10 protein-coding genes are annotated in these 14,123 nt (G+C 41.7%); 9 read left to right on the forward strand and 1 reads right to left on the reverse strand.

Annotation, left to right across the window (positions count from 1 at the left end):
- Positions 1-34: 34 nt before the first annotated feature.
- Positions 35-2,923, forward strand: coding sequence for a bifunctional [glutamate--ammonia ligase]-adenylyl-L-tyrosine phosphorylase/[glutamate--ammonia-ligase] adenylyltransferase (glnE, locus tag Q0V26_RS12050; protein ID WP_297481899.1), 2,889 nt, complete (start codon positions 35-37; stop codon positions 2,921-2,923).
- A 71-nt stretch (positions 2,924-2,994) separates the two neighbouring features.
- Positions 2,995-4,425, forward strand: a complete 1,431-nt coding sequence (hldE, locus tag Q0V26_RS12055) for a bifunctional D-glycero-beta-D-manno-heptose-7-phosphate kinase/D-glycero-beta-D-manno-heptose 1-phosphate adenylyltransferase HldE (RefSeq protein ID WP_297481900.1) — start codon at positions 2,995-2,997, stop codon at positions 4,423-4,425.
- 68 nt (positions 4,426-4,493) lie between these two features.
- Here the strand turns inward: hldE and tolC are convergent, their stop codons facing one another.
- Complete coding sequence (gene tolC, locus Q0V26_RS12060; protein ID WP_297481901.1) at positions 4,494-5,792, reverse strand: outer membrane channel protein TolC; 1,299 nt, start codon at positions 5,790-5,792, stop codon at positions 4,494-4,496.
- 320 nt (positions 5,793-6,112) lie between these two features.
- On the opposite strand from tolC, the gene nudF reads away from it, so the two are divergent.
- From nudF to Q0V26_RS12095, 7 genes are all read left to right on the forward strand, one after another.
- Positions 6,113-6,748 (forward strand): ADP-ribose diphosphatase, encoded by a 636-nt coding sequence (gene nudF, locus Q0V26_RS12065; RefSeq protein ID WP_297481902.1) that lies wholly within the window; start codon positions 6,113-6,115, stop codon positions 6,746-6,748.
- Between the two features lie 32 nt (positions 6,749-6,780).
- On the forward strand, positions 6,781-7,209 hold the full coding sequence (locus tag Q0V26_RS12070) for a DUF1249 family protein (protein WP_297481903.1): 429 nt from the start codon (positions 6,781-6,783) through the stop codon (positions 7,207-7,209).
- Positions 7,210-7,249: 40 nt separating this feature from the next.
- Positions 7,250-8,074, forward strand: a complete 825-nt coding sequence (cpdA, locus tag Q0V26_RS12075; RefSeq protein WP_297481904.1) for a 3',5'-cyclic-AMP phosphodiesterase — start codon at positions 7,250-7,252, stop codon at positions 8,072-8,074.
- On the forward strand, positions 8,074-8,652 hold the full coding sequence (gene yqiA / locus Q0V26_RS12080) for an esterase YqiA (RefSeq protein WP_297481905.1): 579 nt from the start codon (positions 8,074-8,076) through the stop codon (positions 8,650-8,652). Before cpdA ends, yqiA begins: the two co-directional genes overlap by 1 nt.
- A 215-nt stretch (positions 8,653-8,867) precedes the next feature.
- A complete protein-coding gene (parE, locus tag Q0V26_RS12085) occupies positions 8,868-10,751 on the forward strand; it encodes a DNA topoisomerase IV subunit B (protein WP_297481906.1) in 1,884 nt (627 codons plus the stop codon).
- Positions 10,752-10,831: 80 nt separating this feature from the next.
- Positions 10,832-13,111 (forward strand): DNA topoisomerase IV subunit A, encoded by a 2,280-nt coding sequence (gene parC / locus Q0V26_RS12090; protein WP_297481907.1) that lies wholly within the window; start codon positions 10,832-10,834, stop codon positions 13,109-13,111.
- Between the two features lie 165 nt (positions 13,112-13,276).
- The gene (locus Q0V26_RS12095) at positions 13,277-14,002 is read left to right on the forward strand and encodes a 1-acylglycerol-3-phosphate O-acyltransferase (protein ID WP_297481908.1); all 726 of its coding nucleotides are present in this window, start codon (positions 13,277-13,279) and stop codon (positions 14,000-14,002) included.
- The last annotated feature ends 121 nt before the right edge of the window (positions 14,003-14,123 follow it).

Here is a 14,123-nt window from a genome sequence, read left to right on the forward strand (position 1 = left end):
TTCTTTATCGAGTTACTTGTTCAAGGGACAGCGCATGGCGACCGAAAAATCACAACCTTATCCACTCATTGATCATTGTAGCGATGTCGTTGCTGCAGCCGACTTAGCGTGGGAAAAATTAGCTGATAAGCACCCGCAACTATTGGCATTATGGCAAGGAGAAGCCAAGCAAGAATTGTATACCATGTTGGGGTTAAGTGATTTTATTAGTGCCTCCCTAGTACAAGATTCAACCCTCTTAGCATGGCTACCAGACCAATATCAACATTGTGGTGATATTGATTATCGTCAGTTATTAAGCCTGCAACTCGCACAAGTAACCGATGAAATGGGCTTAATGCGTAGCTTACGTCATTTTAGACGTCGTTATATGACGTTAATTGCGTGGCAAGATTTTAGTCATCGTGCACCTTTACAGCACAGCCTCGCGAGTTTGTCGCAACTAGCAGAAGCCTTGATCATGGAAGCATATCATTGGCTTTATCAGCAGTGCTGTACTGAATGGGGAACACCAATGAATGATCAAGGTGAACCACAACCAATGCTTATTTTAGGCATGGGTAAATTAGGGGGTGGGGAACTTAATTTTTCGTCGGATATTGATTTAATTTTCACTTATCCTGAAAACGGAGAAACGATCGGTGGCCGTCGTAGTCTGGCTAATGCGCAGTTTTTTACCCGTTTAGGACAACGGTTGATTAAAGTGTTAGATCACATCACCTTTGATGGCTTTTGTTATCGAGTGGATATGCGGTTACGCCCTTTTGGCGACAGTGGGCCATTAGTGATGAGTTACGCTGCATTAGAAGATTATTACCAAGAACAAGGCCGTGATTGGGAACGTTATGCGATGATTAAAGCACGGGTAATGGGTAAAGAAAGCTTTACGCAATATCAAGGTTTACGCCAAATGCTACGGCCGTTTGTGTTTCGACGTTACATTGATTTTAGTGCCATTCAGTCATTGCGCCGTATGAAAGCAATGATTGGCAGTGAAGTGCGTCGGCGTGGCCTGACCAATAATATTAAATTGGGGGCGGGTGGCATTCGAGAAGTTGAATTTATCGCACAATCTTTTCAATTAATTCGTGGTGGACGTGAACCAAGTTTACGTGGACGGGGCTTATTACCAATCCTTGCTGCAATTAAGGAATTGGCTTTATTACCGCCAGCTGATGTCGATACTTTAACAGTAGGGTATTGCCATTTACGTCGCCTCGAAAATCTATTGCAAGCGATTGATGATAAGCAGACCCAAACATTGCCAGATAAAGCCCTTGATCAAGCACGGTTAGCCTGTGCCATGGCACTGCCTGATTGGGCTACTTTAGTGATAAAAACAGAACAGCATATGGCCGCTATCCACGCTATTTTTGATAATATTATTGGTCATGATGAGCAAGATAGTCAGCAAGATGTGGCGACGCAATACCATGAAATGTGGGCGATGGTGACGAATGAAGATGTATTACTCACTATTTTGGCTGAGCTTGATGCACCACAACAAGCAGTGCAAGCACAAAACTTGGCATCTTTTAAGCGTGAATTATCGAAACGAACTTTAGGTCCGCGTGGACGTGAAGCATTAGCCACCTTAATGCCTGAAATTTTAGCGCAAGTGGTACTACGAGAAGATGCTGCTCAGTTATTACCTCGATTAACCAAATTAATTATTCGTATTGCAACGCGTACTACTTATCTTGAATTATTAACTGAACACCCTGTTGCACTCAAACAACTGATTCGATTATGTGCTGCCAGTCCAATGGTGGCTGATCAGTTGGCGTTATATCCACTGTTACTTGATGAATTGCTAGACCCTCAGCATTTATATCAGCCAACAAAACTCACCAGTTATCAATATGAATTGCGTGAGTATCTGGCGCGTATTCCTGAAGAGGATATGGAACAACAGATGGAGGCGATTCGTCAGTTTAAGCAGACCCAATTATTACGGATTGCGGCAGCGGATATTGTAGGTGCATTGCCTATAATGAAAGTAAGTGATCACTTAACCTATCTTGCCGAAGCAATTATTGCGGCGGTGGTTAATCAAGCATGGTTACAAATTGCGGCTAAATATGGTGAACCAAGCCATTTATTAGAGCGTGAAAGCAAGGGCTTTGCTGTGATTGGTTATGGCAAAGTTGGTGGCTGGGAATTAGGGTATGGCTCGGATCTTGATTTAGTGTTTGTCCATGATTGCCCTGATAATGTTTATACCACTGGTAGTAAAGAAATTGATGGACGGCAGTTTTATTTACGTTTAGCGCAGCGAATCATTCACTTATTCTCAACCAGAACCGCATCGGGAGTATTGTATGAGGTTGATATGCGTTTACGACCTTCTGGTGCTTCTGGGTTATTAGTCACAACTATCAATGCGTTTGGTGAGTATCAGCAGCAACAAGCATGGACATGGGAGCATCAAGCTCTTGTCCGCGCGCGAATGGTGTATGGTGATGCACAATTACAAGCTGCATTTAGTGATGTTCGCCAACAAGTATTAACTGCCGCTCGTGATTCGGTGCAGTTAGCGAATGATGTAGTGACTATGCGTCATAAAATGCGTGCACATTTTGGTAAGCAAAAAGTGGGCATGTTTGGTCTTAAACAAGACCAAGGAGGTATCACCGATATTGAATTTTTAGCGCAATATTTAGTGTTAGCTTATGCTCATCAACAACCTGCTTTAACACGTTGGTCTGATAATGTGCGTATTTTTGAATCAATGGCTAACTATGGCATTATTGATAGCGCCACTGTTGCTCAATTACAGCAAGCTTATTGTGATATGCGTAATGCCATTCACCGATTGAATTTATTAGGGTTACCTGCTTATGTTGATCAGCAACAATTTGTTGGAATGCGACAGGTGGTAGATCTGGTGTGGCAGCAATGGCTTGAACCTTGTCAGGTTTAGTTGTGATCTCGATGCCCCTTGATTTTAGTTTATGTTAGTATTTGGATGTTGCCATATTCTCGGAGAAAGAAATGAAACTGACGCTGCCTGATTATAACCAAGCAGAGGTATTGATTGTTGGCGATGTAATGTTAGATCGCTACTGGACGGGTCCCACGGAACGTATTTCACCAGAAGCACCAGTGCCTGTGGTTAAGGTTGATCAGATTGAAGAGCGCCCTGGTGGTGCGGCAAACGTAGCAATGAATATTGCTGCGTTAGGTGGCAATGCCAAATTGATCGGCTTAACCGGCGTAGATGAAGCAGCGCGAGCATTAACGGAAAAATTAACTTCATTAAATATTTGTAGTGATTTCGTTGCGCTTGCTCAATATCCGACTATCACTAAATTACGTGTGATGAGTAGAGGCCAGCAGTTGATTCGATTAGATTTTGAAGAAGGTTTTCAAAATATCGATTCAGCCCCGCTTCTTGAACGAATGCAGTCAGCGCTGGCAAATACCAAAGCTGTGATCTTGTCAGATTACGCTAAAGGTGCATTAGTTCATGTGCAAGCGATGATTCAATTAGCACGTGCGGCAAACTTACCTGTGTTAGTTGATCCTAAAGGAACTGACTTTGAGCGCTACCGTGGTGCGACGTTACTGACACCTAATTTATCTGAATTTAAAGCCGTTGTTGGTTGTGTAAATTCAGATCAAGAATTAGTTGAAAAAGGCATGGCACTGATCGAACAATTTGATTTTGAAGCCTTACTGGTTACTCGCTCTGAACATGGCATGACCTTACTTGAAAAAGGGTGTGAGCCGTTACACATGCCAACCCTTGCGCAAGAAGTTTATGACGTCACGGGTGCTGGTGATACGGTAATTTCGGTATTGGCGGCATCATTATCTGCAGGTAAATCGTTATCTGATTCATGCAAACTTGCGAATGCGGCTGCGGGCGTGGTGGTGGCGAAGTTAGGTACATCAACGTTATCGACGATTGAATTAACCGAAGCAATTCATGGTAGTCAAGATACCGGTTTTGGAGTTATTTCTGAATCAGCATTAGTTGATGCGGTGAAAGCGGCACGTGCACGTGGTGAAACTGTTGTTATGACTAACGGTTGTTTCGATATTTTGCATGCGGGTCATGTTGCCTATTTAACAGAAGCGGCAAAATTGGGTGATCGACTTATTGTAGCGGTAAACTCTGATGATTCCGTTAAAGGCTTAAAAGGCCCTGGACGTCCAGTGAATCCAGAAGATCGTCGTATGGCGGTATTAGCTGGATTAGGAGCTGTGGATTGGGTGGTACCGTTTACTGAAGGGACACCACAACGATTAATCAGTGAAGTATTACCGAGCATTTTAGTTAAAGGTGGTGATTACACCCCTGAACAAATTGCAGGTGGTAAAGAAGTGATTGCGGCGGGAGGCCAAGTGTTAGTGCTTAATTTTGAAGATGGTTGTTCAACCTCTAAAATAATTGCAGCTATTCGCAGTGGACGTGGTTAATTTTTGAATTATCTATCACGCACAAAAAAAGCGCCGTTAGGCGCTTTTTTTATATTGATATTAATGGCTTATTTAGTTTGAATTAAACCTGTATTAATATCTAACACGTCTTGTTCGCTAAGTGTGCCTACCGCTTGTTTTAACTGTAATTGCGCCAGGATATAATCATAACGCGCATTAGCAAGCTCACTGTTAGCTGAGTATAGGCTACGGGTTGAGTCTAATACATCAACAATCGTACGTGTACCTACATCAAAACCAGCTTCTGTTGCTTCTAATGCTGATTTTGCAGAAACAACAGATTGTTTATATGCATTGATTGAACCAATCGTTGCATTAATGTTGTTATAGTAGTTACGTACATCTTTTACGATTAAGCGGTATTGTGCTTCAAGATTCTCACTTGCTGATACGTATCTATATTGTGCTTGTTTTACTTGAGATGTGGTATTACCGCCCGTGTATACAGGAAGATCAATTTTAATGCCGGCACTTAGGTTGCCTTGATCTGGGCTCATTGGTCGATTTGTATCATCGTATTGATAACCAGATTCAAATGATAAGGTCGGTAAGTGTCCTGAATCTGCTAATGAAATATTATCACGAGCAATATCTTGACCGATGCGTGATGCGAGTAAGGTCAAGTTTTCAGTTTCTGCATCTTTAACTAGATTATCTGCCGCTTGCTTAGGCTTGCTTGCTGAGAAACTTGCGGTATTTAATAGATTTAATGATGAATAATCATGACCGGTAATTTCACGTAATTCTTCGTAGCTATTAGCAAGGGTATTTTTCTTAACGATAATAGACGCCAATACAGTATCGTATTGTGCTTGTGCGTCGTAAACGTCTGTAATTGCAGATAGACCAACTTCAAAGCGTTGTTTCATTTGCTCTAGTTGACGACCAACGGCTGCTTTTTCTGCTTCACCAAACTTCAAATCATCTTGAGCTTTTAAGACGTTAAAATATGCTGTAGAGACACGTAAAATTAGACCTTGTTGCGTCACTGCGTAAGCGGCATCACTTTGACGAGCTTGCTTTTCTGCAATATCAAGACCAATCCAACTCGCACGGTTATATAGTGACTGGCTTAACGTTACGCCAGCATTGAAACCGTTATCTTTACCTTCTTTTGAGTCAAGGTAGTAGGTGTTGTAGCCTGCAGAAAGATTAATTTGTGGCAAAAGGGTACTACGTGAAGAATTGATTGCTTCAAAAGCTGCATCTTTATCGGCCGCGGCTTTTAGAAGTTGTGGATCATTTTGCTTGGCTTGCTGATAAATCTGAGCGAGATCGTCAGCCGATGCTGATTGACTCATTGAGCCAATTGCAAGGCTAATAATAATTGGAAGCAATTTTTTCATGGATGCCTTTCCTGGTCTTGCTGACAAAAATGGGAATGTATAAATAGTGCAAGCGTCAGTTTACCTGAAGCTGGCTTGCTTGAAACTGATCATTACGTAATTTTACCTAATGACTGTATTCTAACATTCAATAATAAACTTATTGTAATCGATTTAATAAACAGCGTGTCAAAAAGATACGTGATATTTAATTGTTTAAACATTAAAAATGGAATATTACACTTAAAGTATACTCACAGGGAATGACATTTGGTTTTGATACTATTTTGGTTGGTGTTGGTGAGCTTTTTATTGATATTAATCGTTATAAGGAGAAAGTCATGAATAAAGGATTAGATAATTTATCTATGCCTCAGACATTTCATCGAAATGATGTCGAGGTCATATCAACTAATACCGTATATAACGGTTTTTTTAAAATGATTAAATACCGTTTACGACATAAACTGTTTGCTGGTGGTTGGAGCGGTGAGTGTGAGCGTGAGTTGTTTGAACGTGGACATGCTGCGGCTGTTTTACCCTATGATCCCGTGCGTGACCAAGTAGTATTGATTGAGCAATTTCGTGTTGGTGCGATGGCGGCTAATTGTCAGCCGTGGCAACTAGAAATTGTGGCAGGTATGCTCGATCATGATAATGAGTCTCCAGAACAAGTGGTACGCCGAGAAGCAACGGAAGAGTCGGGATTAGTACTGGGTAAAACAGAGAAAATATCACGCTATTTATCCAGTTCTGGCGGTTGTTCTGAAATGCTTGATATTTTTATTAGTGAGGTTGATAGCCGTTTAGCTCAGGGGATCCACGGGGTTGCTAGTGAATCAGAAGACATTCGCGTGCATGTTGTCTCTAGAAATCAGGCTTATCAATGGCTAGAGTCTGGTAAAATTGAAAATGCAGCCACAATTATCGCATTACAATGGCTGCAACTTCATCATCAACGTTTGCGACAGGCATAAAATAAATTATCTTATAATTCTAGGGGAATGATTTGAATAAAAGGTATACTGTTGATTTGAAAAGCCTAATGCGCTTGTATGAAACTAATTACGCTAAACTCCTTCCGTTATTGCCTCGCAGTGATACTGTTGGAGATAAACACGTATACCTAGTGTGTGATGATGTATACCAGTTAGAAGTTATTGAAACAACACGTTACACCACAGTGGTAACATTAGGTTTAGTTGAGAGTAAGGCTGTGGCTGAGTATCTAGCCCCCTTATTAACTGTGCGGTTATACCATGACGCTAAGGTAGCAGAAGTGTGTGCTGCTCAGCAGATTTCTCGTCTCAAGCCAATATATAATTATCCTAACTTGCGTATGCATCAAAAAAATGAGAAACATCAAGTCAACCTTTTCTTAGGTGACTGGTTGAAGCATTGTTTACGCCACGGGCTTAGTAAACAATCCGTTTGTTAATTGAACTTAATTGCTCAGAATAGACAAGGTTTTTTACGTTTTGCAGACCTATTCGCTGCCGCAGACTAACCCCGAAAGTGTGGTTCTTCTGCAAATTACTGATACTCATTTATTTGCCAATGGTTCAGGCTCTTTGCTTGGCGTGGCAACCAAAGAAAGTTTTCATGCCGTGCTTGCTGGGGTAGATATTGCCGCGCGCCATTTTGATGCTATTGTAGCCACGGGTGATATTTCTCAAGACCATACACCATACTCTTATCAGCGTTTTGCTGATGGTATCTCACGTTGGTCGCAACCGTGTTTTTGGTTACCTGGAAATCATGATTTTCAGCCGACAATGCAATCCATTTTACCGAGTGAGCAAATTAAGCCTCAGCAACAGGTATTAGTGGGTGATTACTGGCAAATGATTTTGCTCGATAGCCAAGTACAAGGTGTGCCGCATGGTGAATTAAGCGCGGAGCAATTGCTATTATTAGAGAACGCTCTGACACGCTATCCTGAGCGGCATGCTTTGATTTTATTACATCATCATCCACTAGAAGCGGGTAGTGCGTGGCTTGATCAACATCAACTGCATAATAATAGCGGTTTATGGAATGTGATTGATCGCCACCCGCAAGTGAAAGCGGTATTGTGCGGTCATATTCACCAAGATTTAGATCGTATGTACCATGATGTGCGTGTGTTGGCGACACCATCAACGTGTATTCAGTTTATGCCAGATTCTGATGATTTTGCATTAGATCATAATAATCCGGGGTGGCGTTATTTAGAACTGACTAAAGATGGACGTATCATCACCAGCGTTCATCGCATTAGTGGTGATCAATTTAAACCCAAACTAGATGCAGCTGGTTACTAATGCCATCATTATTGATTTACTTACATGGCTTTAATAGCTCGCCATTATCATTGAAAGCCCAGCAAATGATCGCGTATTGTGACGAACACCGACCGGATATAAAGGTTGTTGCGCCTCAATTACCAAGCTATCCTACTGAGGCAAGCCAATACCTTACACAACTCATTGAGCAGTACCAAGACCACTATACCATTGGTGTTGTCGGAAGTTCTTTGGGGGGCTATTTAAGTGCCTGGCTCAGTGAGCGTTATCAACTGCCTGCCGTGTTGGTTAATCCAGCGGTTAAGCCATATCAATTGTTAGTTGATTTTCTTGGGCCGCAACAGAATCCGTACAGTGGTGAACACTATGTATTGGAGACTCAGCATATTGAACAATTGAAAGCGCTTGAAGTGCTCAATATTACCCAACCGCAATTATTATGGGTATTATTACAGCAAGGTGATGAAGTGCTTGATTATCGCCAAGCAGTATTAAAATATGCACACTGTCGGTTAACAATTGAGGCTGATGGTGATCATAGTTTTTGTGATTTTGAACGTTTTCCCGCCACCATTATTCAATTCTTAGGGTTATAACTTGACTTATCTGTTCATTGAGTAACGAGATAGGCTACCCTATAAATCAAGTTCTGTGCATTAGCATAAATGAATAGCTTGTTTACGCCCCTTTTTAATAAAGCCAAAAAAGAGGTGCTACTCACTGAATGTGAGTTTTCCGCTGACTCTCGCTTGACAACAACGCGAGGGTTACTGACTATTGTTTGTAAAATTTTCCCGTAAATTTCCGTGATATGACAGATCAAAGCTATAACGCTGGAGCCATTGAGGTTCTAAATGGCCTTGAGCCAGTACGCCGCCGTCCGGGTATGTATACCGATACGGTAAGACCTAACCACCTCGGTCAAGAGGTTATCGATAACAGTGTCGATGAAGCCTTGGCTGGACATGCTCGTAAAGTTGAAGTCATTCTTCATGCCGATCAATCATTAGAAGTGATTGATGATGGTCGTGGTATGCCGGTAGATATCCATCCAGAAGAAGGGGTTTCTGGGGTTGAACTTATTCTATGTAAATTGCATGCCGGAGGTAAATTTTCGGGCAAGAACTACCAATTTTCAGGTGGTTTGCATGGGGTAGGTATTTCAGTTGTTAACGCCCTTTCTAATCGGGTTGAAGTGACGGTTAAACGTGACGGTCAAGTGTACCAAATCGCATTTGAAAATGGCGATAAAGTCTCTGAATTAGAAGTGATTGGCACGTGTGGTCGTCGCGCTAAAGGGACTAAAGTTCATTTTTGGCCGAATCCTAAATATTTTGATAGTGCTAAATTTTCAGTTACCCGTCTTAAAAGTAATTTAAAAGCTAAAGCAGTGTTATGCCCTGGCTTAGAAGTGGTGTTTACCAATAAAATAACTGATGAAACAGTTAGTTGGTGCTATGAGGATGGCCTTAAAGATTATTTGGCTGAAGGTGTTAAAGGCTATACTTTATTGCCTGAAGAACCTTTTACGGGTGTCTTTAGTGGTGCAACAGAAGCGGCTGATTGGGCGCTATTATGGTTGCCTGAAGGCGGTGAATTGATCACTGAAAGTTACGTTAACCTGATTCCAACTGCGCAAGGTGGTACTCACGTTAATGGCCTACGCCAAGGCTTACTTGATGCTATGCGTGAGTTCTGTGAGTTCCGTAATTTGTTGCCGCGTGGTGTAAAGCTGACTGCCGACGATATTTGGGATCGCTGTGCGTACGTGTTATCTGTCAAAATGCAGGATCCACAATTTGCAGGTCAAACCAAAGAGCGTTTGTCGTCACGTCAATGTGCGGCATTTGTTTCTGGTGTTGTAAAAGATGCCTTCAGTTTGTGGCTGAATGAAAGACCACAACTGGCTGAATTGTTGGCAGAAGTTTGTATTGCTAATGCTCATCGCCGTATGCGAGCCAGTAAAAAAGTTGTTCGTAAAAAGATAGCTTCAGGTCCTGCATTGCCGGGTAAATTAGCCGACTGTTCCCAGCAAGATTTAAACCGTACTGAATTATTCTTGGTAGAAGGTGATTCGGCGGGGGGATCGGCAAAACAAGCTCGCGATCGTATGTTCCAAGCGATTATGCCGTTACGCGGTAAGATATTGAATACGTGGGAAGTATCATCGGATCAGGTGCTAGCTTCTGAAGAAGTACATAATATTTCAATCGCATTGGGTATTGATCCTGATAGTGATGATTTAAGTGGTCTACGTTACGGTAAAATCTGTGTGCTTGCCGATGCGGACTCCGATGGCTTGCACATTGCAACGTTGTTGTGTGCTTTATTTATGAAGCACTTTGAAGCGTTAGTGCGTGCGGGGCATATCTTTATTGCTATGCCTCCCCTTTACCGTATCGATTTAGGTAAAGAGGTTTTTTATGCACTGGATGAATCAGAAAAGAATGCCATTCTTGAGCGTTTAAAAAGCAAGCGCGGTAAGATCAACGTGCAGCGCTTTAAAGGTCTGGGTGAGATGAACCCACTCCAATTACGTGAAACCACTATGGATCCAAATACCCGTCGTTTGGTGCAATTAACTATTGATGATGATAGTGAAACCAATGAAATGATGGATATGTTGCTTGGTAAAAAACGCGCAGAAGATCGTCGCCATTGGCTACAAAGCAAAGGCGATATGGCGGAAGTGTAATTCATCCCCACGTATATCATTTTTAAATCGGCAAACACTATGTTTGCCGAATCGCATTATTTAAGACGGATTATCTCACGATGACTGATGTCTCTATGGATGGCGTTGAACAGCTTCCACTTAGAAAGTTTACTGAAGACGCTTATTTAAACTATTCCATGTATGTAATCATGGATCGTGCCTTGCCTTTTATTGGTGACGGCTTAAAACCAGTACAACGTCGTATTATTTATGCGATGTCAGAGCTAGGTTTAAATGCTACTGCAAAATATAAAAAATCAGCACGTACTGTTGGTGACGTATTAGGTAAATTCCATCCACACGGTGATTCTGCGTGTTATGAAGCGATGGTACTAATGGCACAGCCTTTCTCTTACCGTTATCCATTAGTGGATGGTCAAGGTAACTGGGGTGCGCCAGATGATCCCAAATCTTTTGCGGCAATGCGTTACACCGAATCACGTTTATCACGTTTTTCAGAAATCTTATTATCTGAAATAAATCAAGGCACAGCCGATTGGGTACCAAACTTTGACGGTACCATGCTTGAGCCTAAAATGTTGCCAGCACGATTACCTCATATTCTATTAAATGGTATTACGGGTATTGCTGTTGGTATGGCAACGGATATTCCCCCTCATAACGTGCGTGAAGTAGCGAATGCTGCAGTACATATGATCGATAATCCTAATGCTGATCTTGAACAATTGATGGAATTTGTTCAAGGTCCAGATTATCCGACTGAAGCTGAAATCATTACCTCTAAATCTGATCTGAAGAAGATGTACGCCACAGGGCGTGGTAGCGTTAAAATGCGCGCTATTTGGCATAAAGAAAATGGTGATATTGTGATCACCGCACTGCCTCATCAGACATCAGGAGCTAAATTATTGGAGCAAATTGCGGCACAAATGCGTGCCAAAAAGCTACCAATGGTTGAAGATTTACGCGATGAATCTGATCATGAAAACCCAACGCGTATCGTGATCGTGCCGCGAACTAATCGTATTGATTGCGATCAGTTAATGAACCACTTATTTGCATCAACAGATTTAGAAAAAAGCTTCCGTGCGAACATTAATATGTTGGGTTTAGATGGTCGTCCACAAGTTAAAGGCTTGGTGACGATTATTAAAGAATGGCTTGAGTACCGCCGTAGTACAGTTCGTCGCCGTTTGCAGTATCGTTTAGATAAAGTGATCGCCCGTTTACATATTTTAGAAGGTTTATTAGCGGCGTATTTAAATATTGATGAAGTGATTGAGATCATTCGTAGTGAAGATGATCCCAAAGCGGAGTTAATGTCACGCTTTGATTTAACCGTTACTCAAGCAGATGCGATTTTAGAAATAAAACTGCGTCAGTTAGCCAAGCTTGAAGAAATTAAGATCCGTGGCGAATTAGACGAATTAGCCAAAGAACGTGAGCAGCTTGAAAAGCTATTAGGTTCTGAGCGTCGTTTAAATACCTTGATTAAAAAAGAAATGATCGCTGATGCTGAAAAGTATGGTGATGATCGTCGTTCGCCATTGATTGAGCGCGCTGAAGCAAAAGCGATGACAGAACGTGATTTAATTCCAAGCGAAGCGATCACTGTTGTTTTGTCTGATAAAGGCTGGATTCGACATGCGAAAGGGCATGAGGTTGATCCATGCACGTTAAATTATAAGTCAGGTGATAACTATCTTGCCCATGCGCGAGGTAAGAGTAATCAACCCGCGATATTCTTAGGCTCTGATGGCCGTAGCTATGCGCTTGAATCTCATAGTTTACCATCAGCGCGTAGCCAAGGTGAGCCGATTACTGGTCGCTTAAACTTAACACCTGGCACCAACATGCGACAGGTAATGATGGCCGATGATAATCAATTATGGCTAATGGCATCAGATGCAGGCTATGGTTTTATTTGTAAGAGCAGTGATATGGTATCAAAAAATAAGAGCGGTAAAGCCTTATTAACTGTGCCTGAAAATTCATTGGTATTACCGCCTCAACCTATTACTGATATTAATAATGATCAAATCATGGCCATCACCAATGAAGGTCGAATGCTATTATTCCCAATTAAAGACTTACCACAGTTGGGTAAAGGCAAGGGCAATAAGATCATTAATATTCCATCAGCTCGCGCAAAAGCCCGTGAAGAGTTTTTATCGTATCTGATGGTGATCACCGCTGATAGTCATGTCACCTTGTATGCAGGTAAGCGAAAGTTAGGCCTGAAACCAAATGATCTTGAGAACTTCCGTGGTGAGCGAGGACGTCGAGGTTCAATGTTGCCACGAGGCTTGCAGCGAGTAACCGATATTGAAATTGATTCTCCGCAAATAGCAACCGATGATCAATTAACCGACAGCTAATAACGGTAATAGATACCCTAAAACCCTCTTTTAATTGAGGGTTTTTTTAATGATTTATGTGTGCAGATTGTGCTGTTAATTATAACGTTATAGATCCATATAACAGGTGTGATTTTCTTTGTAGTGAGTATACTTGCGCGCACTTTTACGCTAAGGAGTGTTTGAATGATTTATATTTTACGCCTGATCGCGGTCACGATTTTTGCGATTGTAACCTTTGTCTTTGGCTGTGGTTATTGCTTATTTAGTCCACGTAACCCTAAACATGTTTATACTTTTGGGCGTCTTTTTAGCAAAATGTCACGTGTATTAGGCATTAAACTGGAGATTCGCTACGCGGAAGGTGCAGAGCACGTTGGCTCTGCGGTTTATATTGCTAACCACCAAAATACTTATGATTTATTTACCGTTTCTGGTGCAATTATGCAGCGAACAGTAACGGTAGGTAAAAAAAGTTTAGTCTGGATCCCGTTGTTTGGGCAACTATACTGGATCACAGGTAACATTCTCATTGATCGTGCAAACCGCAGTAAAGCGGTTGGCACTATTGGTCAGGTTGTGGATAAAATTAAAAAAAATAAAGTCTCAGTATGGATGTTCCCTGAAGGTACACGCTCTCGTGGGCGTGGTTTATTGCCTTTTAAAACAGGTGCTTTTCATGCCGCTATCGGTGCTCAAGTTCCTGTTGTACCCATTGTCTGTAGTTCAACTGATAACGTGAAGCTTAACCGTAGGGATAATGGCCTTGTGATCGTTGAGGTGATGAAGCCGATTGCGACGGTTGGCTTGGGTAAAGAAGATGTACGTAATTTATTAACCCAGAGCCGTGATCTAATGGCTGCTAAATTAGCTGAGCTCGATCAAGAAGTTGCTCAACGTAATAAGCATTAATATCGATAATATAAAGCTTAATAATTATAGTTAAAAGATATAATATGGGCGTTGTTAACAAGGACATGTTTTATGAATATGTCCTTGTTTTATTGTGAATAAACAACAATGAGCAATATTT

The sequence above is a fragment of the uncultured Photobacterium sp. genome (assembly GCF_947039875.1).
GTDB lineage: Bacteria > Pseudomonadota > Gammaproteobacteria > Enterobacterales > Vibrionaceae > Photobacterium.